This is a genomic window from Pseudoalteromonas sp. A757 (assembly GCF_004103285.1).
In the GTDB taxonomy this organism is placed as follows: Bacteria; Pseudomonadota; Gammaproteobacteria; order Enterobacterales; family Alteromonadaceae; genus Pseudoalteromonas; species Pseudoalteromonas galatheae.
The window spans coordinates 63,301-83,062 of sequence record NZ_QNQN01000071.1; the positions used below are offsets into that span (position 1 = coordinate 63,301).

At 42.9% G+C, this 19,762-nt stretch carries 18 protein-coding genes and 1 other RNA gene; 12 read left to right on the plus strand and 7 right to left on the minus strand.

Annotated features, from left to right (window positions below; genetic code table 11):
• Nucleotides 1-2 precede the first annotated feature (2 nt).
• Genes dolP through DRB05_RS14585 form a run of 4 tightly spaced genes read right to left on the minus strand, consistent with a single transcriptional unit; the run spans nucleotide 3 to nucleotide 3,416 of the window.
• Nucleotides 3-566 (minus strand): division/outer membrane stress-associated lipid-binding lipoprotein, encoded by a 564-nt coding sequence (gene dolP / locus DRB05_RS14570; RefSeq protein WP_162847793.1) that lies wholly within the window; start codon nucleotides 564-566, stop codon nucleotides 3-5.
• The gene (locus DRB05_RS14575) at nucleotides 566-1,153 is read right to left on the minus strand and encodes an SIS domain-containing protein (protein WP_010376705.1); all 588 of its coding nucleotides are present in this window, start codon (nucleotides 1,151-1,153) and stop codon (nucleotides 566-568) included. The genes dolP and DRB05_RS14575 overlap by 1 nt, the downstream gene beginning before the upstream one ends.
• Before the next feature lies 1 nt (nucleotide 1,154).
• Nucleotides 1,155-1,520 (minus strand): YraN family protein, encoded by a 366-nt coding sequence (locus DRB05_RS14580; RefSeq protein WP_010605918.1) that lies wholly within the window; start codon nucleotides 1,518-1,520, stop codon nucleotides 1,155-1,157.
• A gap of 9 nt (nucleotides 1,521-1,529) precedes the next feature.
• Nucleotides 1,530-3,416, minus strand: a complete 1,887-nt coding sequence (locus DRB05_RS14585; RefSeq protein WP_128727597.1) for a penicillin-binding protein activator — start codon at nucleotides 3,414-3,416, stop codon at nucleotides 1,530-1,532.
• A gap of 60 nt (nucleotides 3,417-3,476) precedes the next feature.
• Here DRB05_RS14585 and rsmI point away from each other — a divergent pair, with 60 nt between their 5' ends.
• The 10 genes from rsmI (at nucleotide 3,477) to DRB05_RS14635 (ending at nucleotide 11,687) form a co-directional block, all read left to right on the plus strand.
• Nucleotides 3,477-4,337 carry a 16S rRNA (cytidine(1402)-2'-O)-methyltransferase gene (gene rsmI / locus DRB05_RS14590; protein WP_017219056.1) on the plus strand — a complete coding sequence of 287 codons (861 nt, stop codon included), beginning with the start codon at nucleotides 3,477-3,479 and terminating at the stop codon, nucleotides 4,335-4,337.
• A 54-nt stretch (nucleotides 4,338-4,391) separates the two neighbouring features.
• Nucleotides 4,392-4,762: RNase P RNA component class A (rnpB, locus tag DRB05_RS14595), an RNA gene on the plus strand.
• 238 nt (nucleotides 4,763-5,000) lie between these two features.
• Nucleotides 5,001-6,476, plus strand: coding sequence for a serine hydrolase (locus DRB05_RS14600; RefSeq protein ID WP_128727598.1), 1,476 nt, complete (start codon nucleotides 5,001-5,003; stop codon nucleotides 6,474-6,476).
• A 342-nt stretch (nucleotides 6,477-6,818) separates the two neighbouring features.
• Nucleotides 6,819-7,838, plus strand: coding sequence for a tRNA dihydrouridine(20/20a) synthase DusA (gene dusA / locus DRB05_RS14605; protein ID WP_128727599.1), 1,020 nt, complete (start codon nucleotides 6,819-6,821; stop codon nucleotides 7,836-7,838).
• 179 nt (nucleotides 7,839-8,017) lie between these two features.
• Nucleotides 8,018-8,674, plus strand: a complete 657-nt coding sequence (locus DRB05_RS14610; RefSeq protein ID WP_128727600.1) for a PspA/IM30 family protein — start codon at nucleotides 8,018-8,020, stop codon at nucleotides 8,672-8,674.
• A gap of 48 nt (nucleotides 8,675-8,722) precedes the next feature.
• Nucleotides 8,723-8,932 (plus strand): PspC domain-containing protein, encoded by a 210-nt coding sequence (locus tag DRB05_RS14615; protein ID WP_128727601.1) that lies wholly within the window; start codon nucleotides 8,723-8,725, stop codon nucleotides 8,930-8,932.
• A gap of 23 nt (nucleotides 8,933-8,955) precedes the next feature.
• Nucleotides 8,956-9,297: a hypothetical protein gene (locus tag DRB05_RS14620; protein WP_045964956.1), complete on the plus strand. Its 342-nt coding sequence runs from the start codon at nucleotides 8,956-8,958 to the stop codon at nucleotides 9,295-9,297.
• Nucleotides 9,298-9,392: 95 nt separating this feature from the next.
• Nucleotides 9,393-9,917, plus strand: coding sequence for a copper chaperone PCu(A)C (locus DRB05_RS14625; protein ID WP_128727602.1), 525 nt, complete (start codon nucleotides 9,393-9,395; stop codon nucleotides 9,915-9,917).
• 17 nt (nucleotides 9,918-9,934) lie between these two features.
• A complete protein-coding gene (locus DRB05_RS14630; RefSeq protein ID WP_128727603.1) occupies nucleotides 9,935-10,921 on the plus strand; it encodes a DUF2333 family protein in 987 nt (328 codons plus the stop codon).
• Nucleotides 10,922-10,925: 4 nt separating this feature from the next.
• Nucleotides 10,926-11,687: a TIGR04219 family outer membrane beta-barrel protein gene (locus tag DRB05_RS14635; protein ID WP_010376724.1), complete on the plus strand. Its 762-nt coding sequence runs from the start codon at nucleotides 10,926-10,928 to the stop codon at nucleotides 11,685-11,687.
• Between the two features lie 249 nt (nucleotides 11,688-11,936).
• Here the strand turns inward: DRB05_RS14635 and DRB05_RS14640 are convergent, their stop codons facing one another.
• Both DRB05_RS14640 and DRB05_RS14645 read right to left on the minus strand, forming a co-directional pair.
• A complete protein-coding gene (locus DRB05_RS14640) occupies nucleotides 11,937-12,815 on the minus strand; it encodes a TIGR03899 family protein (protein ID WP_017219066.1) in 879 nt (292 codons plus the stop codon).
• A 1-nt stretch (nucleotide 12,816) separates the two neighbouring features.
• Nucleotides 12,817-13,299, minus strand: coding sequence for a hypothetical protein (locus DRB05_RS14645; RefSeq protein ID WP_128727604.1), 483 nt, complete (start codon nucleotides 13,297-13,299; stop codon nucleotides 12,817-12,819).
• A 220-nt stretch (nucleotides 13,300-13,519) separates the two neighbouring features.
• On the opposite strand from DRB05_RS14645, the gene DRB05_RS14650 reads away from it, so the two are divergent.
• The gene (locus tag DRB05_RS14650) at nucleotides 13,520-15,709 is read left to right on the plus strand and encodes an EAL domain-containing protein (protein ID WP_128727605.1); all 2,190 of its coding nucleotides are present in this window, start codon (nucleotides 13,520-13,522) and stop codon (nucleotides 15,707-15,709) included.
• A gap of 124 nt (nucleotides 15,710-15,833) precedes the next feature.
• Entirely contained in the window at nucleotides 15,834-16,085 is a 252-nt protein-coding gene (locus DRB05_RS14655; protein WP_128727606.1) for a hypothetical protein, read from the plus strand.
• A gap of 636 nt (nucleotides 16,086-16,721) precedes the next feature.
• On the opposite strand, the gene DRB05_RS14665 is transcribed toward DRB05_RS14655, so the two are convergent.
• Complete coding sequence (locus tag DRB05_RS14665; protein WP_128727607.1) at nucleotides 16,722-19,637, minus strand: TonB-dependent receptor; 2,916 nt, start codon at nucleotides 19,635-19,637, stop codon at nucleotides 16,722-16,724.
• Nucleotides 19,638-19,762 lie beyond the last annotated feature (125 nt).

Genomic DNA, 19,762 nt, shown 5'->3' on the forward strand with positions numbered 1-19,762 from the left:
TATCATATGTACTCAAAGGCTTTAATCACACGTTTTACACCATTAATATTCCTGGCGATTTCTACCGCGGAGTTTGCTTCTTGCCTAGAGACTAAGCCCATTAAGAACACTTCTGCATTCTCGGTAACGACCTTAATATTTGCACCATTGACCTCGTCGGCAGCGAGTAATTTGGTTTTAACCTTAGAGGTCAGCCAAGTATCATGTGTTTGCGTTGTGATACCTATATTTGAGCTTATTCTTAACTGGTTATGTACCTGCTTAATCCCTGCAACGTTTTGTAGCGCACGCTCAGCTTCCGTTTTCATTTCTTGATTGGTGACCTGACCAATCATTAGTACTACGCCATTAACACTCACCAGTGTGATGTTGGCATGATCTGCAAGGCGCTTAATCTCTTTGATAGCAAGCGTGCCTTTAATCTCGATATTGTTATCGTCAATTTGCGCACCGATAGTGCGCCTATCATTTGCAGCAGAGACCGCACCGGCTGTACCAGCAACTACCGCAGCAGCACACCCTTGTAGTAACAAGATGGCGGCAAGTAAAGAGGTTATTCTCATCATTATACTTCGTCCTGAGGGAATAAAATTGCGTCGATTAGCTCACTTAAACAGTGAGTATTGAATAGTTGTGACTCGATTATCCGGCTTGGGCGTTTACTTGGGATCCGGATCTCGACATCTTGTGGGCCTAACAGACCGGTTATTTCACCACCATCATCGCCAACTAGCGCAATGACTTTCATATCTCTAGTAAGAGCCGCTTCCACTGCGCCAATAACCGCCTTTTCTTGCCCGTTTATGGCATACGCCACTAGCAAGTCTCCTTGCTGCGCAAATGCGCGTATTTGCTTGGCAAAGCGCTCTCTGGCTTTGCCATTTTCTGGTGACGCTAAATTATATTGCTCATTCGTTAGTGCAATCGCGGGCAGACACGGGCGTTCTGTTTCGTAAAAGTTGCTTAAGATGGTTGCGAAGTGGTGCGCCAACATATGATTACTTGGCGCGCCGCAGCAGATGATTTTATTGCCATTGATCAGGCTCTGAGCCATGGTCATCGCTGCGGTTTCTAGCGCTTTAGGCAATACTTCGCCTGCCGCTATCTGCGCTTGAATTGACTCTGTAAATATAGATTTTATAGATTCTTGCATGCTAAAAAATATTTCTAATCCAGTTTATTTCAGGGGGATCGGCCCCTTGAATGGCAACAAAGTCGACTCTAAGTTGCGTGTTATGCAAATTTTGCTGTGCTAAATAATTATAAATACTACGCTTTAATCTTTGAAGCTTAGTTTTTGATAGTGCGTTAATTGCGCCACCAAAGTGGCTGCTATCGCGATACTTTACTTCAATAAACACTAAGGTTTGCGACTCTCGCATAATCAGATCTATCTCTCCGTATTTACAGAGATAGTTTCTGGTGACGGGGGTTAATCCTTGTTTTACCAAGAATTGCTCCGCAATCAACTCAAAATGCTCGCCCTTACTCCGTGTGTTGCTAAATAGTCCTTTAAACATCCAGATATCCTATCTGATCAAAGAGTCTCCCACAGGTTTCTCTTGTTGCATAAATAATGGTAGTGGAGGCTGTTCATCCAAGCTCACCAAACGAATTTGTTTATTACGATATTGTGCCCAACTGAGCTTTCGCACTACATCACTGCCACCGCGTATGCTGAGCTGGCCGGTTAAGCCATCAAAACTTTTACCCGAGAGCCAAGCTAGTTGCCGCAGCTCTGGGACTAAATTCGTGGCGTCATATGCCATCGCGAACAAGCGCTGTTCTAAATCGGCCTGTTCAGGCCATAAAGATTGATAGGTATCTCGAAGCGGTGCTTTTTCAACAGCACCCGGCAGCATCCAAGGTTGCTCGGTAAAATAAAGTCCTTCTAAATCCCCCTTATCAGTGACATCGATTTGCTTACTATAACTGCGAGAGCTCGCATACAATGGGATCCGGTCGGCAAACGTACTGACATTGACGTCTAAATAAGGCTTGAGCAATCGGGTTTCCATAGCATCGCCAAGAATATAGATGGCATCAATGTCGCGTCTAGAGCGTGTTTCGCTTTTGACCTCTTTACGAAATAGGCTCTTAATGACGCGAGTACGTGACTTTGAAGCGTCCACCTCTAAAATATCGGTAATGACATCCGCCATATTTTTACTATTAGTGTAATAACCTACTTCCGGCTTAGTCTCACTATAGCGTTTCCAACCTTGATCAAAATGCTCAATCAACCGCTTACCAGAGGCATTTGCTGGAGCCAGTAACATGGGCTTTTTATAGCCTTTAGCAAGAAAGTGCTTCATTGCTTGCTCGACTTCATGCTCTGGGTTAAGCGCAAAAAAGTACTGTTCACTACTGCTAGGCGTAAGCGTTTCGCGTGCATTTAAAAACAAAGTTGGGTAAGCCGCAAAACCTTTATCTGCGAGTAGTTTTTCAACGTTGGATTTTAATAATGGACCAATGACAAAATCGACATTTGCCTCAGCAAGTTGCGTTACTATTTCAGATTCGGATGCCATTTCATCAATGAAGAAGACCTCTTCAATCGTCCCTTCGTCAGTAGCAGCCAAGAAACCATTTTTAAGCGCTGTACCGAGTCGCTCGCTCGCACCTGATTGTGGTAACAACACCGCAAGTCTTTTAACTTGGTAAGGTTCAAGTGCAACCGCGCCTTGTAAATCTTTAGGCAGCAAAGCAACCGCAGGGTGATTAGTAAAACGACGACGCCAATTATTCATAGCTTGGTCGAGCTGGACGCTCGAACCCAAATAAATTTGTTGATACTTAGCTAGCGTCACCCAACCACGTTGTAAAACAGAGCCAGAATCAAAGCGCTCTAGGGCGTAACTTGATAGCTGCTGTAGCGCGAGCCAAATCTCTTCGTGTAACCCGGCCACCGCTAAGTTATGTTCATTGGCAATATCGGCCGCTTTAAAATACTCAACCAACGCTTTTTTTGGTAGTTGCTGAGAGGCATAAATGCTACCCAGTAAATACTCATACCAAGCTTGGTGTTCAGGGGTGTTGAGCCTACCTTCTAGTGTGTTCAGGATGGCTAACGCATTGGCATACTGCGACAATTCTTTGCGAGCAAGTGCGATGTATAATTTGTTTTGAATATGATCAACACTGGCTTTTGCTTCCATCGCTAAACCAATTTGCTCTAACATTTGCCAGTCTTTTTCTAAGATAGCAGCGTCTCTGGCTGCATATAGCAATTGGATTTTGGCAACGCCTTCTTTAGTCTGCGCCTTTGCAAATAACGACGCGGCATTGTCATCCGATTGGCTAACGGCTTTAGTTGTTTTAGTTTCTTGGGCGGATTTGGTGACATTTGTGCTTGTACTACAAGCGGATAACCCCGACAATATGGCAACTAAAAGCGCTATCTTTTTAAACTGCACAGGCAAACCTTCTTTTTCACGACTGAGTGGATATCTTACTGACTGATATTGGAGAGCTCAATGGCTAATCTTCACAACGAAAACAAAATCGGCACCCTACATATTGTAGCGACACCAATAGGTAATTTAGATGACATCAGTGAACGTGCACTGAAAGTGTTAAGTCAGGTCGATTTAATCGCTGCCGAAGATACGCGCCACACCGGTAAATTATTGAGCCACTTTAGCATTAAAGCAAAAACTTTTGCACTGCATGATCACAACGAGAAGCAAAAAGCGCAGCAAATTTTAGATTGGTTAAACGAAGGTAAAGACATCGCGCTAGTGTCTGATGCGGGTACGCCGCTTATCAGCGATCCGGGCTATGCCGTGGTAAACCTCTGCCGTGAAGCAGGTGCTACTGTGACTCCCGTTCCTGGCGCGTGTGCCGCCATTGCTGCGGTGAGTTGTTCAGGCTTACCAACAGATAAATTCCAATTCGTGGGATTTTCACCTGCAAAAAGCCAAGCGCGTCAGCAATTTTTTAAAGATGCAGTCGCCTCTGGCATCACGAGTATCTTGTACGAAAGCACCCACCGCATTATGGCGAGTCTAGAAGATATGAAAATCGCGCTGGGCGAAACACAACAAGTCGTTTTTGCTAAAGAACTGACCAAAACCTACGAAACCTTTTTCAGTGGCACGGTTACTGAGCTCATTGAGTTTTTAACCGCAACGCCTGAAAAGCAAAAAGGTGAGCTGGTGTTGATGCTACCTGGTGAACAAAGAGATGAACAGGCATTAACGCCAGAAGCAAAAAAGCTGATTGAGTTACTAGAACCTGAAATGCCATTGAAGAAGGCCTGCGGCGTGGCAGCTGAATATTTAGGGCTAAAAAAGAACGCCTTGTATAAGGCTATCATTGCTGAGCGAGAAGCGTAATACACGCAATTTATCGCGTGCGTTATTGTATTAAAGTGCGTATAATCGCCCGCCTGAGTCAGCCGGATAATCGCTGCCTGTGACGAAAATGATCAGGGGGAGGAAAGTCCGGGCTCCAATGGGCAGGGTGCCAGCTAACAGCTGGGGGGCGTGAGCCTACGACAAGTGCAGCAGAGAGGAGACCGCCTAAGTCCTTCGGGACCGGTAAGGGTGAAAGGGTGCGGTAAGAGCGCACCGGGCCACTGGTAACAGTTGGTTGCAAGGTAAACTCCACCCGGAGCAAGACCAAATAGGGTTCCTTATGGTGTGGCCCGCATCGGAACCGGGTAGGTTGCTCGAGCCTAGGAGCGATCCTAGGCCTAGACGAATGATTATCGATCTCCTTCGGGAGTGAACAGAACCCGGCTTATAGGCTGACTCACACCTCAAGCGTAAACATCCCAACATGAGATGTTTACGCTTGAGACTTCCACTTTATCACCTCACGATTACCTTGTTAAAAACGCCATTTATTTGTATATCTCACCACTTTTCGTTAATTTATTCACCTGTGTTTTCTCGTTGAATTTATTTAAGTTGCTGATAATTAATGGCTTTTAAGGTTGGTACAATACTTGGAAAGATAGAGCCATCTCTCAAACGAAAATGAGTAATGGAACTATCATGTACAAGAACAACAAAGTCTTATTATCAACCATTTTATGGTTTGGCACGCTATTGTGGTCGGCATTATTTTCATCCTTAGTGAAGGCTGAGTCGATAGACAAGCTGATCAAAACCCTCATGAAAGAAAGGCATATTCCCGGATTACAGTTAGCCGTAGTTAAAGACGATAAAATCATTAAGCAAGGAAGTTATGGTTTTGCAGATTTACAGCATCAAGTGCCTGTGACCGAGCAGACGTTATTTCCGATTAACTCGATGACAAAGGCGTTTACCGGTGTTGCGATTGTACAGCTCGCTGAACAAGGTTATCTAAATATTGACGATGAAATTGGTAAGCACTTACCCGATTTACCAAAGACTTGGCAGCAACTCAAAATTAACCAATTAATGGGTCATACCGCAGGTCTGCCGCCGATCCTAGCATCAAATTATGCCCTAGAAACCATTGTACCGAATGATGCGGAAGCCTCATGGCAAGCAGCGCAAAAGCAGCCTCTTCAATTTACAGCTAACTCGCGTTTTCGTTATAACCAAACCGGCTATGTGATTTTGGGTAAGATTATTGATAGATATGCACCTGAAGGGTTTCCTGCTTTTATTACCAAGATGCAGTTAGCACGTGCCAATATGCCAAAAACCGCGCAGGCAGGTTTTGATTATCTTGAACTTATGGTGCCAAACCAGGCTCGCCAATATATTCATTTAGGAGAGGGGAATTACAAAAACTTTTACGGGGAATTCCCTTATATGTTGAGAACCGCAGCGGGAATGAGTTCAACCGCAACGGAACTAGCTAACTATGTTGTATCACTACAACAAGGCGAGCTGGTTAAAGAGTTAGATATGCTATGGACGCCAGTTAAGCTGAACAACGAGCGTACAGAAGCCTTTAACAACAAAGAAAACGGTTATGCAATGGGCTGGCAAGTGGTTCAGCGTAAATATCACCCAGCAATCAGCGCAAGCGGTGGTAATGCGACTACAGTGATCGCCTACCCTGAAGACAAGGTTTCGGTGATTGTGCTTACTAACCTGTTGGGTGGATTACCCATTGAGTTTGTTGATGATATTGCCGCTTACTATATTCCCAACTTTAACGACGCTAGTAAGCAAAAGGCCTACCAGCCGATGGCGTACTTAAAGCAGCTTACAGATAAACAAGGCTTTGCCGACTTTGCGGCTATGTTTGCAAAAGCGCAGCAAGATACCGGTGTAATGTATGATTTAGAGATCTTGGTGGAGTGGGGCAATAAGCTTGTTGAAGATGGCCAAGTTAATAATGGTATCGAAATCTTTAAGTTTGCGCTGACGCAAAATAACGAGCAGCCATATTACCATAACAGCATCGCGCAAGCGTATGAGTTAAACAAGCAATATGCGAAAGCACTGGCGCACTATCAGCAGTTACTTGCAATAAACCCAAACAGTCAGTTCGCAAAAAATAAAGTAGCGGAAGTGAAGGAGTATCTTTAACTCACCATAAGACTGTGACGGCAGCCTAAACAAATCGAAAGCCGCAAGCTCAATTACTTGCGGCTTTTTTGTATTTAACCTGAGGTTTGGATAAGAAATGAGCTAAGTCATTGTTTTTAAAGTTATATTAAATTATTTCCTTGTCTAGCGCAAAAACAGGCTGCTAGAAAGGCATAAATTATCCGAAGCTCAGGTTATTTACTATTGGCAATAAATTACTATCTATACTTAACGAAGTATTAGAAGCTGCGGTATACTACGCAATCACCTATTTGAGCTATGTACTGCTATAGATAGTTAGTGCAGCTCGCTGATAGCAAATCTGATTGAGAAAGTCATACCATGAGCCAACAACCAACTCCACCCTTTGAGCCACAAACACCTAACCACTGTGTTGATGCCTTTCGCCGCTTTAGCGTTGCACCCATGCTGGATTGGACGGATCGACATTGCAGAACCTTTCACCGTAAGCTGACTAAACATGCGGTGCTTTATACTGAAATGATCACCACAGGTGCGATTATTTTTGGCAAAGGGGACTATTTGGCGTTTGGTGCGCATGAGTTGCCGGTGGCGTTGCAATTGGGTGGTTCTGATCCTAAAGCGTTGGCTGAGTGTGCTAAGCGTGCTGAGCAATATGGCTACAGTGAGGTAAACCTAAATGTGGGTTGCCCGTCAGATCGCGTGCAAAATGGTCGCTTTGGGGCGTGTTTAATGGCTGAGCCTCAGCTCGTTGCTGATTGTGTGGCGGCGATGAAGGCAGAAGTGAATATTCCGGTAACGGTAAAAACGCGCATTGGTATTGATGAACAAGATTCCTATGAGTTTCTTACGGCGTTGATTGAAGCCTCGCAGGCAGTGGGCTGTGATGACTTTATCATTCATGCCCGTAAAGCATGGTTGCAAGGCTTAAGCCCGAAAGAAAACCGGGAGATCCCACCATTAGATTATCCTCGTGTTTATCAATTAAAGAAAGATTATCCAGATCTGCATATCAGTATTAATGGTGGTGTTAAAACTCTTGAGGAATGCCTGCATCATTTGGCTCACCTTGACGGTGTAATGGTTGGCCGTGAAGCTTACAGCAACCCGTTTATGTTGTCACAGGTTGATGAGCTATTGTATGGCGAAGCTGCGTTTACGCAAACGCGTCATCAGGTGGTAAGAAGCATGTATGACTACTTTGAAAGTGAAATGTCGAATGGTGCAAACTTTTGGCACATTGCGCGTCACATGTTGGGTATTTTTCAAAACCAGCCCGGTGCTCGTGGTTTCCGTCGTCATTTATCAGAAAATGGTCACAAAAAAGAGGCTGGCATTGAAGTGATGGAAAAGGCGCTATCTTTTGTACCCGAAGTATAAAATGCGCTAGCTCAATCCTGTGTGTGAAAAAGACGATTTTATCGTCTTTTTCACTATTTAATGTCGCTCGATAAATCTATTTTTCTTTTCAAATAATCTTAACTCAATGATTTAATTTTGTTTTTATTTTTGGCACGGCTCTTGGAATAGTCTAACTATATTAAAAAAGGAGCCGAACAATGACCATCATCAACAGAATTGAAGATCTTATCAAAGCAGAACTTAACGCGTTACTAGACAAAGCAGAAGACCCACAAAAAATGGCCACTCAGTTAGTGCGTGATTTAGAAGAAGCGCTATCTGATTGTCGGGCAACGGCAGCTGAGCTTATTTGCCAACAAAAAGTAGCACAGCGTCAAGTTGAGCAAGCAAATAAAGCTGCGGCAACGTGGCAAAGCAAAGCCGAACACGCCCTTGAAAAAGGTCGTGAAGATCTTGCCCGCTCAGCCCTTGAGCAAAAACAGCGAGAAACCGAAAAAGCACAAGAAGCACAGCAAAAAATTGATGATCTAACGCCTGCACTGGAAAAACTCAGCGCAGATGCGGACAAGTTGCAAAGCAAAATTCAGCAATTAAAGGCAAAAGAAAAGGCGATGTTGCGTCGCTTGGAAGCTGGTAAGGCAAGACTAACCGTCAAACAAACGCTGAATAGTGACGACATGCGCTCTGCAACGCGCAAGTTCGATGAGTTAGAACGTAAGGTGGCGCGCCTTGAAGCTGAAGTCGAATCCTATGACTTAGGGCAGCCCGATGTATGGCAGCGCTTTGAAGATGAGCAAAAGCAGCAACAAATTGACGATGAATTAGCCCAACTGAAGCAAAAAATGGCGAGCTAGGCTCGCCCACTGCAACGAACTGAGCAATCAAAGCGAAAGGGGATAAAGATGAAAAATAGATATCAATCAACACTGTCTCAAATGAATAGTTCAAAGAAAATTGGTGGCGTATGTGCGCAACTAGCACAACGTTTTGATATGCCAATTTGGTTAACGCGTTTACTAACGGTATTGCTGTTTTTTAAGTTTCCAATGTTGGTGTTATTGGCGTATGGCGTCGCTTGGTTTGCAATGCCAAAAACGCAATACGAAAACTAAGTAACGGCGACGAGGTAGGCACTATGAAAGTCGTGGCCGGTATATTATTAGCGCTGGTATTTTTATTGGCGCTATCTTGGGTGTCGCTGCCACTAATATGGTTAGACATCAGCGATCTGCAACTCGATATGGGATTTGACCTAGGTTGGTTTGGCTTTGAAATACTCACGTTGCTATTTGCAATTGTAGCGCTGGTGGTGCTAGGAGCACTCTTGAGCGCAGGTATTTTAGGGCTGCTCCTTATTGTGTTCATTGGGCTAGTAATGACATTGCTATTTAATTCGCTGATAGTACTATTTCCACTCATCTGTATTATTGCAATTGTGTGGTTAGTGGTAGACAAATCTGCTCAAGCAAAAGTGTGAGCAGTGGGTTTTTGTTGGCGGTAGGAGATAAAAAACACGCTAAATTGGGATCTGTGATATAGTTATTTGCAGTTATAAATCCAAGGAAAGCCAACATGAAATCAAGTGTAATCAAAACCTTAATTTTTGCTTTATCAACTTTTATCGGCTTTAACGCTTCAGCTCATCAAGAGCATGAACAAGGTGAACATCATCATGGTTCGGAGCAACTTTCTGTTCACAATGCCACCGTGCGTGCATTTTTACCGGCAGCGCCATCTACTGCAGGTTATCTCGTTATTGAAAACCCAACGCAGCAAAATAAAGTGCTGGTTAAAGCTGCGCTCGAAGGCGTTAAGCGTGTTGAAATTCACGAGCATATTCATAAAGAAGATATGATGAAAATGCAACGTGTTGACGAGCTCGCTATTCCCGCGGGTAAGTCAGTGACATTTCAGCCTGGTGGTTATCACTTAATGGTGTTTGAACCAGTAGAAACATTAAAAGTCGGTGAGAAGCGTAAGCTTACGCTATATTTTGCTGATGGCGATAGGATCTTCACCATGGCGGAAGTCGTCGCACTTGCAGATATGTTTGGTGGTAAAGAAAAATCAAACGCAGGACATCACTCTCATCACTAAAAACAGTGAGGTATTAAATGGGAAATCATTCGGGAAAAATCATCTCTGGCATTATCGCTGTCATACTTCTGGGCTATGTTATAGCCGTGTATTGGAGTGTGGAACCAGAACAGTTTGACGTCGTCGCGGCTGCAAAAGCGGATGCACAGAAAAATGGCAATACATTAGTCACTGGATATGTAACGACACATACCTTGATTAAAGTGACAGATACGCTTTTAAATAAGCCAGGTGGTTACTTGTCGAACGACATGATGCCGCCAAGCGTAATGATGGATAACATGCCCGCTTGGGAGTACGGCGTGCTTGAGATGACACGAGATCTTACGCTTTCGATGCGTAAAGACTTTAGTCGTTCACAGTCTCAATCGACAGAGCACCCAAGTTTAAAGCTAGCTCAGCCACAGTTTAATATCAGTTCAACAGCGTGGATGTGGCCAAGTGCTGAGGGTGAATATCAAAAAGGCAATGATTTGTTGCGTCAGTATTTGACGCAAATTTCTGATAACAGTAACCGCGACAGTCAGTTTTATGCGCGTGCTGATAACTTGAGAGCTTGGCTAAAAGAAGCTGAAAAGCGCATGGGCAGCTTAAGTCAAAGGTTAAGTGCAAGTGTAGGTCAAGACAGATTAAATACCGATTTAGCTGGAGATTCGGCAGCCGATCAAGCAACCATGACGCCAAGCCATAATATGGTGAAAACTTCGTGGTGGCAGATTGATGATGTATTCTATGAAGCCAGAGGCGCCACATGGGCGTTACTACACTATATGAAAGCGGTAGAGCATGACTTTAGACCTGTGCTCGAAAAGAAAAATGCACTTGTCAGCCTACAGCAGATCATCAGAGAGTTAGAAGCGACTCAAGAGACGGTATGGAGCCCTATGGTATTAAACGGCAGTGGCTTCGGCTTGGTCGCAAACCACTCTCTGGTCATGGCAAATTATATTTCGCGAGCCAATGCGGCTCTCATAGAACTTAGTGAACTTTTAGCGCAAGGATAACATCATGAAAAAACACTTTTTAGCAGCGGCATTATCTCTCGCGTGCTTAGCACCTGCTGCACATGCAGATACGGTACTCGGGCTTTATGTCGGTGCAGAAGGGTGGGATACCGAAACCGAAGGTAGCTTTGCTGAAAAAGGCAATATGCAAACCTTTAACTTTGACGATGAAACTTTTACGAGTTTTTATGCTGCACTTGAGCACCCAGTGCCGCTAGTACCAAATATCAAGTTACGCTATACCGAGCTTGAGTTAAATGGTCAAACGACGTTAACAGAGTCTTTTGACTTTGGTGGTCAAGTTTATACAGTAGGTACTGACGCGACAACAAACGCAGATCTAAACCACATCGACTATACATTGTATTACGAAGTGCTAGACAATGACTTGTTGACGTTAGACTTTGGTGTGAACTTTAAGCAGTTTGACGGTTCTATCATGGTAACTGGTACTGCAAATGGTCAAACACGCACAGAAGAAGTTGAATTCTCAGGCTTTGTTCCTCTGGGTTATTTGCGCGGTGAAGTGGGTTTACCACTTACAGGGCTAAGTGTTTTTGCTGAAGGCAGCATGCTGGCAATTGATGACAGCAAAATCCAAGATTATCAAATTGGTATCGCTTATGAGTTTATCGACAATATGGCTGTTGATGTTGCGGTAAAAGTGGGTTACCGCTCTATGGTACTAGAGCTAGATGATATTGACGATATCTACACTGATTTGGATGTCTCAGGTCCATTTGCAGGGATCCAACTACATTTCTAAAATAGTGTAGTTTACTCCTCTAGCGGCTTGGTACGAGTGATCGACCAAGCCGTTTTTATCTGTATGGTATAAATAATACCAATTGAATTAATTCTCTAATCAATTTGAAGGGTGAAATAGCATATTAGCTTCGTTAAAAATTTCTCATTTAGAACAACTAAATAGCAAAATTTTTGCCTTGCTACTAAAGCTATTTCCCCGCTTCAAGATAGATCATTTACTTAATACAACTGGTATAAAACAGTTTTCTTATCTATCTTCCCACTCGAGAGAAAATTCGCTTTCAAAGGCCTTTTCTACAAGTTGCTTGTATTGTTTATTGATTGGGCTTTGGAGTAATTTTTTAAGCTCGTCTCCGGTTTGCGTCAACTTGTAATAGCTCAGCACTAAGTCATTGGATTTGGCCGTTAAGGTCATTTTTTTGCGTAAATACACCAACTGCATTGACTGTCCTTTTTGTAGTGACGCGGACTCAATTTCTTGCCGATAAAGGATATTAATATCCATCAGCGTAAGTATATTTGGAAAATTCAGCCCAGCTTGGCTTAAGTTGATGGATTCGGTGCTGCCCTTACGCAGCAAATCAAAAATAGATGGCTTTTTATAGTAACCATGAAGAATAAGGTAGCTGTCTTCTTTTTCTAAGTAGCCACACAGCGGTGCACATCTTTGTAACGCGGTTGCTTCACGTTGGGTCATCATCTTTAGGGTTTGCAAACTTTTAATTGAAAAAGTGCCTGGCGTAATACTTTCACCTACCAATATCTTTGCCCACAACTTTTGCATAGAGTGATTGGCAATGTCTTCTGCAAGGGTGATGAAGTGCTCCAACCAATCGGGATCGGGGCGACCTCGGGCGGTAACCTCGGGGCATAATGTAAGCGCCATGCCCATAATGGCCTCGAGGTTTTGCTGGCGTTGGATTTTGATTAACTGCTGACGCTTTAGGGCGCGTTTTAGTGTGCCGTGCTCAGTTCGTACCGTGTATTGGTTGTCTTTATTTTTATCAGACTGATAACGGTCATTTTGAGTGACAAGCGGTGTGATCCGTTTCACCATGGGGTAGCCGAGCTTTTCTTCAATCGAAAGCGCTAAGGCTGATTTTACTTGTGCATTTTTGACTGCCATATCAAGCTCGTAATTTATACAGTGTATGCATATGATTCACCGCAGAATTGGTTACTTGCGGTAAATACTGCTGCATAAAAAGTGCGATAAAACTGCCAATAAAGGGTGTATTGGCTCTTCCTTCAATCGTGATGGTCAGTTGTTTATCGGCCTGAGTGGTAAACAAATTAAGGCTAATTTTGGCTAAGTGCTCGTCGTCTACATGCAAAGATAGTTCTAAATTCTGTTCGTTGATTTTGATGATAGTCATTTCAGCTTCTCCCCAAGGATGCACTAACACAGCTGAGCTGCCTACTCGCTGTTTCTTCGGCAATATGCGAAAGTGGAGAGCCTCAGTTGTTTGCCAATTAAATAGTACTGGCCAATGGGATAACACCAAAGGAGAGAGTGTTGTGCTATTGGCAGAAATATCAGTGCTTTTCTCCACTTTATAATGATGTGGCATCGCTAAACCAGCAATCACAATAACAAGTGCTAAAATCATCAACATTCTAATGGGAGTAGATAAACGTTTGATACAGAATCCTCATTGGTAAAAAGTATGCTAAATCATCTATTTTGTTCTATGCTCGACTATAATATTTCATGTATGTTAATCGAACAGAACTGTAATAATAAAAATGTACCATATTTTGTAGGATGGTAAACACTGGAGTGAATCAGTGCCTATAATTAAAAAGTAGTGTGGATTTAAAGGGTAAAACATGGCACCTGAGCAAGATGATTATTTGTTTGCAGAGCACGAAGAAGTTACTCAAGAAGCAGAAACGATAAGTGCTTTTTGGGATGTCTTAGTCGTTGATGATGACCCAGAGATCCACTCTGTCACTAAGCTTGCACTGTCTAATTTAGAGTTTTGGGGCAAAAAGCTCAGGTTTTTTCATGCCTATTCGGGTAAAGAAGCCATTGAGATTTTAAAAGAACAAAATAATATCAGTATTTTATTACTCGATGTGGTAATGGAAACTGACGACGCGGGCCTTAATGTTGTCCGTCGAGTGCGCGAAGAAATAAAAAATATGGCAGTACGTATTATTATGCGTACAGGTCAGCCTGGCTACGCGCCAGAAGAAAAAGTCATCCGCGAGTTCGACATCAACGATTACAAAATGAAGACTGAACTCACTCGCAGTAAACTGGTTACTTCCTTACTTACCGCTATCCGTTCCTATCAGCAAATTTGTGAACTCGAAGCGCAAAGTCATGCACTAGAGCAGATCCTTTCAGCTTCTCGCGCTATACTCGGTCATACCGATATGGGCTCCTTTGCAGCTGCGGTTGTTGCCCAATTGGCAAATATTTTAGATGCGTCAGGCGAAGGCTTAGTGAGTGGCTACCTAGATGATGATATGCATTTAAGGGTGTTTGGTGGTAGTGAGCAATACCGTGAGTTCTTTGGCCATGGTATAGAGCAGCTTGATAATGGACGTGTCATCATGCAAGTGCAAAACTGTATTGATACCGAATCCCACCAATCTACTGCACACGACATTACCTTCTTGCTTGAAAGCAAAAACAAAAAGGCAGCCATTTATTTAGAGCTAGAGAGTGAGCCGTCCGAAGCGCAATTGAAGTTTGCTGAGATATTCCTGACTAACGTTGGTGTTGGTCTTGATAATATCAAGCTATTTAATGAATTACGTGAGGTGGCTTACAAAGATAATCTCACCAAACTACCTAATCGCGCTAATTTTATCGAGAAAATAGAGTCTTACTTTAACCAGCAGCAGTCGCTCATTTTTGTTCTTGTAGATATTGCTCAGTTTTCTGACATCAATAACGGTTTAGGCCAAGAAGTTGGGAACTTGTTGTTACTTGGGGTTGCTGAACGAATTAGTATTGAGTTTCCTGAGGCCCAGTTAATTTCACGAATTGGCGCGGATGTGTTTGGCTTTTTAATGCCTGAGTCGCAATTTGATGAAGAGTCTTTTATTGATAACTTGTGTGTACCCTACCATGTCGGGGAGCATTTGTTGACTATGCACTTTCATATTGGAGTATGCCGTCAAGAGGACTTCCAGCCGCAAGGCATAGAAACCTTAAAACTTGCTTATATTGCGCTTAACCAAGCAAAGCAGTCGAGTATTTCACTGGATTGGTATACCCCAGATTTAGAAGAAAAAATGGCTTGGAAGTTGGGGTTAATAAGGCAGCTCAGGCAAGACTTTGAAATGAAAAAACTCGAGGTCTGGTATCAACCGCAGTTTTCTATTGCCGATCGTAAGGTGATTGGCTGTGAGGCCTTGTTACGTTGGCCTTCTGGAAACGGTAATTATATTTCCCCTGCGATTTTTGTTCCTCTTGCGGAGAATGCGGGGCTTATCGTTGAAATTGGTCAATGGGTATTAGAGCAAGCCTGTCAGTTGCAGGCAACTTTGCAACAACAGGGGGTTGGTGAGCTTAGTATTGCTGTGAATGTCTCCGTACCGCAGTTTAAAGTGCCGAACTATGCGCAGCAAGTAAAAGACACAATCTTGTCGTTTAATGTGGAGCCAAAACATATTGAGCTCGAAGTGACAGAAAGTGTGGTTATGGATGAAGTAAATTCGGTGATTAATACACTTCAAGAGTTACAAGAATTTGGTGTTGAGGTTGCAATTGATGACTTTGGTACTGGGTTCTCTTCTTTGAGCTACTTACAAAAACTACCTTTGGCACGGCTTAAAATTGACCGTGCTTTCGTTAAAGATATCCCTCATGATGATAGCGGTGCAATTGCCGATCTTGTCATCTCTTTAGGTCAACATCTCGGCCTGAAGACGATTGCAGAAGGCGTTGAGACAGAAGAGCAGATGACAGTGTTACAGAAGCTTGGCTGCGATGAAGTACAGGGTTTTTTGCTCGCAAAGCCTATGCCTGAAAAGGAACTGCTGGAGTTTTTAGAGTCTAATTAGTCATTTGCGTTGTTAAAGTCGGTGCAATTGCTTTTCTATGTAATGTTGATTAGACTAAAGTTTGAACACTCTGTTCTGGAGTGTATTTAGGTACTTTACATAATAATTATATAAAGGATTTACTATGAAAATCGCAGGAATTTGTGTCGTCCTATTGGTGCTTCTGTCGGGTTGTAACTCAACGACCGAGCCGGCAAAAAATGATAATGAGAGCGCGATAGCTAAGAATCAAGAAGATCTATATTGCAAGCAAGATATTATCACTGGTAGTAAATTTACAAAACGAAGATGTCGTACAAAAGATCAGATTGAGTATGATCGACATGCGGCAAAAGATATGCTCAATCGACAGCGGAATACTGCTGGCAAGCAGTAACTTTTGCTTTGTGAGATTAGTAATTATTTGCTCTAATTTAGGAAGCTATTGCCCACTGCGCTGAGGATCCTTTTTTAGAGCAATGACCTTCCCACCCCTCAAATTTAAATTACGCGTTGTCTTCCACTTGCTTGCTTTGGCTAATTCTCGCAACCGGTGTTGTTCTGAGAATCAAAGAATGTTTTCTACTTTATTGCTCTTTACTCCGTCAATTTATTTATACCAATTAATCTTAATATTTGCTCAACTTGAAAGCGTTGATCTGACGCTAACTGTGTTAAAAACTGCTTATTTAGCGCAACTAAATAACAAAATTTTACCCTTACCTACAGGAATGTAGATACCTTTGCGATAGCAAGATGCAGTATCGGTGTTAACGACAACATTTTCTCGCCTCAAAATAGATCACTTAATTAAGCATATTGGTATAAGTAACCTGAACTTCGGACAAGTAATGTTTTTTAGCTGCCAGTTTTAGCGCTAAAACTCTCTGGCTAGATAAGGAAATAATTTAATGTGGTTAAAAAAAATGAGGTAGTCCACTCCTTACCCAAGGCTTAGGTTCAATTAAAAAGCCCCCGCAAGTTATGAACTTGCGGGGGCTGATAATTACGACTAAATCTTGAGAGTCTTAGATTATAGTCTAAATGTGAAACCTGCGAAGATATAGCGACCCAAAGAATCATAGAAACCAGGGTAAATGTTACCATTTGCCGGGCCTGAAGGACCATTTGGTACTAGTGGAGCAGTATTATCAAAGATATTATTTACACCACCACGGAATTGCAGGTTATCAGAAGCATTCCAAGTGACTGCAATGTCAACGTAGTCACGGGCAGTCAATGGAACTGGTCCATCGATCACTTGACCGTTTTCATTTCGTGCAAACTCTTTCACTTCACTTACATAACGATAGGTTGCTGTAACGTTTGCATCCCAAGGCGTTACCCAAGTCGTTGAGAAGTTAGTCTTAAAGTCAGGAACAGGGTACTCACATACCGCTCTATCCCAGCGACCAGCACAATCATCAATATCACCACCTGGTAAGTTTTGCGTTGCAAACTTATCTAGCCATGTACCGATTAGCTTAAAGCGCAAAAGGCCCATATCATCAGGTAGGGTATAACGATAAGATGCATCAAAATCAATACCGCTTGTTTCTACGCTACCAATGTTGGTATCAATAGCAGTGATCGAATCCTGGCTTAACCATAAAGAGCCAGTCTTACCGCGGTTGATAAGTCCACAGAACTCATCGTTACCATTAATTGCACACTGGTTGAAGATTGTTGCTTCAGGGATTGCTTGAATTGCATCTTCAACAGTAATGTCAAAATAGTCAATCGCAATGTCTAAACCTTCAATAGCTTCAGGAGATAGTAGAATACCAAATGAGATAGTATCCGACTTTTCTGGTTCTAAGTCTGGGTTACCACCTGTGATACTGTTATATTGGCCCGCAGGGCTGATAAGTGCGTTTGAACCATATTTAGATGGATCAAGACCTGTTCTAGCACACTGCTCAACGGTTAGAGTTGGGTTGTCACCACCACATGGATCTTCCCAGTTAAACAAACCTAAACCAGCAGATCTGAATAGGTCGCGTACGTTACCTGCACGTACAGCACGCTGGAAGCTTGTTCTCAAACCAAGTTGATCATTAACGCGAATGTCAAACGCACCCTTATAGGTGTTGGTTGTTTTATCCGTTGAATAGTCAGAGTAGCGATAAGCTAATTCTAATGTAATATAATCAGCAAATTCAGAGTCTTCAACTAAGGGCACATTGAGTTCTGTAAAGAATTCATTGACGTCAAATTCACCACTTACACCAAGAACAGGACCACCTTGGCCTGCACCGTCACCTGACTCAAAGCCTTGATCCGGATTAAAGTCTAGCGATTCTTTTCTGTGTTCAAGACCAAATACTACGCCTACACCGGTGGAAGTACCAGGTACTACAACTCCGTACTCTGTAAGATCACCAGTAACATAGCCACTAATTTGTTTTGTTCTAGTGTCACCGCGAGCAAATAAAGGTATTGTTAGATAGTCGATTTGTTCTTGAGTGATTTTTGATGGATCGAATATATTCCATGGAATACAAGTTGGATCGCTACCATCTACAACTGACTTACATACTACATTGCCTTTGTCATCAGTTGTAGCTTGTAATGAACGAATAATTCGGGTAGTCGACATGTCATTTTGGTAAGTCTGAGCATATGATACATTTCCGAAATTCATATACGCATCATAAGTCCAGTTGTCATCGATTTCACCGCGAACACCTAATACAAAACGAGTTGAGGTATGGCGAATGTCGTCTTGACGAGGGCCTCCTTCAACATTTCGTTTACCGATGAAGGCACCCTCAACAACACCATCATCATTTGCAACGCCATTAGGTCCACAAAGCGTGTTTCTTTGTGAAGCTGAAAGCAGCGGGTTATCACAGCTAATATTAACTTCATTCAGGAATGAACCTGAAGGCGCGATTTGTGCTACTGTGCGGTTGTCCATGTAGTTAAATTCAGCATAAAACGTATGGCTGTCGTTAAAATCATAATGACCTAGTAAGCCAAATGTCTTACGTTTGTCTGGGCGTTGGAAATAGTTCAGCGGGCCATAGTTATAAACAGTTCCAGCTGTAGGAACGAAATCGGTGCCAGATACTTTGTAGTCGTAGGTATTAAAATCGGTAATACGGCCATCAGGAATTGTTCCTGAACCACCACAAATTCGTGTACCTGTCGCATTTATATTCATAGCACAAGCACTGTAGTCACGGTTGTCTTGCGTTACTTCTTCGATATCACGCCAAGTTGCATAACCTGTGATGTTTGCACGACCATCTGCAGAGTTAGCACCAAAAGTTAAAGAGATGTCATGAGTATCACCGTCCCATTGACTTCCATCAGGTACTTCGAAGCCTCTCTCTTTTAGTGCTCGTTGCATGTCTTTGTGGTCGTTATCATGTTGATAAACGCTACCTTGATACTCAATTTGGAAGCCTTCAAAGTCGTCTCTCATGATAAAGTTTACAACACCAGCAACAGCATCAGAACCGTATGTTGCTGACGAACCACCGGTAAGAACATCAACACGTTCTACCAAGGCTGCTGGGATTTGGTTAAGGTCAGCACCGATACCTCCGGCGACAGGAGAACCAGAAGGCAAGCGGCGTCCATTGACTAGTACCAATGTACGTTCTGTGCCTAAGTTACGTAGGTTTACTGTTGCGGTACCTGTAGCTCCATTTGCTTGGCCTGAAGTTTGGTCAGCAAAGATTGCGGGCATATCGTTGAGTAGATCTTCTACCCTTGTAATACCTGCAACTTTAATGTCTTCGGCTGTAACACTTGTTACAGGGCTTGCACCAGTCATAGCAGCTCGCTTGATACGAGTACCAGTAACCTCTATTCGTTCTACACTATTATTAGCATTGGTATCTGTTTCTTCAGCGTGGGCAATACCTGATACGCCTGCAGTCAGCGTTGAGCAAGCAAGTAGAGATAGCCTGATCGTTGCTGATAAGTTAGAAAGTTTCATCTTATTTCCTTATTTCTTTATTTCTTTATTTATTAGCAGAGTAGGAAAATGTTCCTGCAACATAGAACTTACATTGCATCTACGTAAAGTTCAATGGTTCGTTTGTAAAACAATCAAATGTAATA

Coding starts and splice junctions, on each gene's coding strand:
- DRB05_RS14580 (WP_010605918.1), bottom strand. CDS start 1,520: ATGTTTAAAGGACTATTTAGCAACACACGGAGTAAGGGCGAGCATTTT.
- dolP (WP_162847793.1), bottom strand. CDS start 566: ATGATGAGAATAACCTCTTTACTTGCCGCCATCTTGTTACTACAAGGG.
- DRB05_RS14620 (WP_045964956.1), top strand. CDS start 8,956: ATGAAAGTCGTGGCCGGTATATTATTAGCGCTGGTATTTTTATTGGCG.
- DRB05_RS14600 (WP_128727598.1), top strand. CDS start 5,001: ATGTACAAGAACAACAAAGTCTTATTATCAACCATTTTATGGTTTGGC.
- DRB05_RS14615 (WP_128727601.1), top strand. CDS start 8,723: ATGAAAAATAGATATCAATCAACACTGTCTCAAATGAATAGTTCAAAG.
- DRB05_RS14665 (WP_128727607.1), bottom strand. CDS start 19,637: ATGAAACTTTCTAACTTATCAGCAACGATCAGGCTATCTCTACTTGCT.
- DRB05_RS14575 (WP_010376705.1), bottom strand. CDS start 1,153: ATGCAAGAATCTATAAAATCTATATTTACAGAGTCAATTCAAGCGCAG.
- DRB05_RS14655 (WP_128727606.1), top strand. CDS start 15,834: ATGAAAATCGCAGGAATTTGTGTCGTCCTATTGGTGCTTCTGTCGGGT.
- DRB05_RS14630 (WP_128727603.1), top strand. CDS start 9,935: ATGGGAAATCATTCGGGAAAAATCATCTCTGGCATTATCGCTGTCATA.
- DRB05_RS14610 (WP_128727600.1), top strand. CDS start 8,018: ATGACCATCATCAACAGAATTGAAGATCTTATCAAAGCAGAACTTAAC.
- DRB05_RS14650 (WP_128727605.1), top strand. CDS start 13,520: ATGGCACCTGAGCAAGATGATTATTTGTTTGCAGAGCACGAAGAAGTT.
- DRB05_RS14640 (WP_017219066.1), bottom strand. CDS start 12,815: ATGGCAGTCAAAAATGCACAAGTAAAATCAGCCTTAGCGCTTTCGATT.
- rsmI (WP_017219056.1), top strand. CDS start 3,477: ATGGCTAATCTTCACAACGAAAACAAAATCGGCACCCTACATATTGTA.
- dusA (WP_128727599.1), top strand. CDS start 6,819: ATGAGCCAACAACCAACTCCACCCTTTGAGCCACAAACACCTAACCAC.
- DRB05_RS14625 (WP_128727602.1), top strand. CDS start 9,393: ATGAAATCAAGTGTAATCAAAACCTTAATTTTTGCTTTATCAACTTTT.
- DRB05_RS14645 (WP_128727604.1), bottom strand. CDS start 13,299: ATGATTTTAGCACTTGTTATTGTGATTGCTGGTTTAGCGATGCCACAT.
- DRB05_RS14635 (WP_010376724.1), top strand. CDS start 10,926: ATGAAAAAACACTTTTTAGCAGCGGCATTATCTCTCGCGTGCTTAGCA.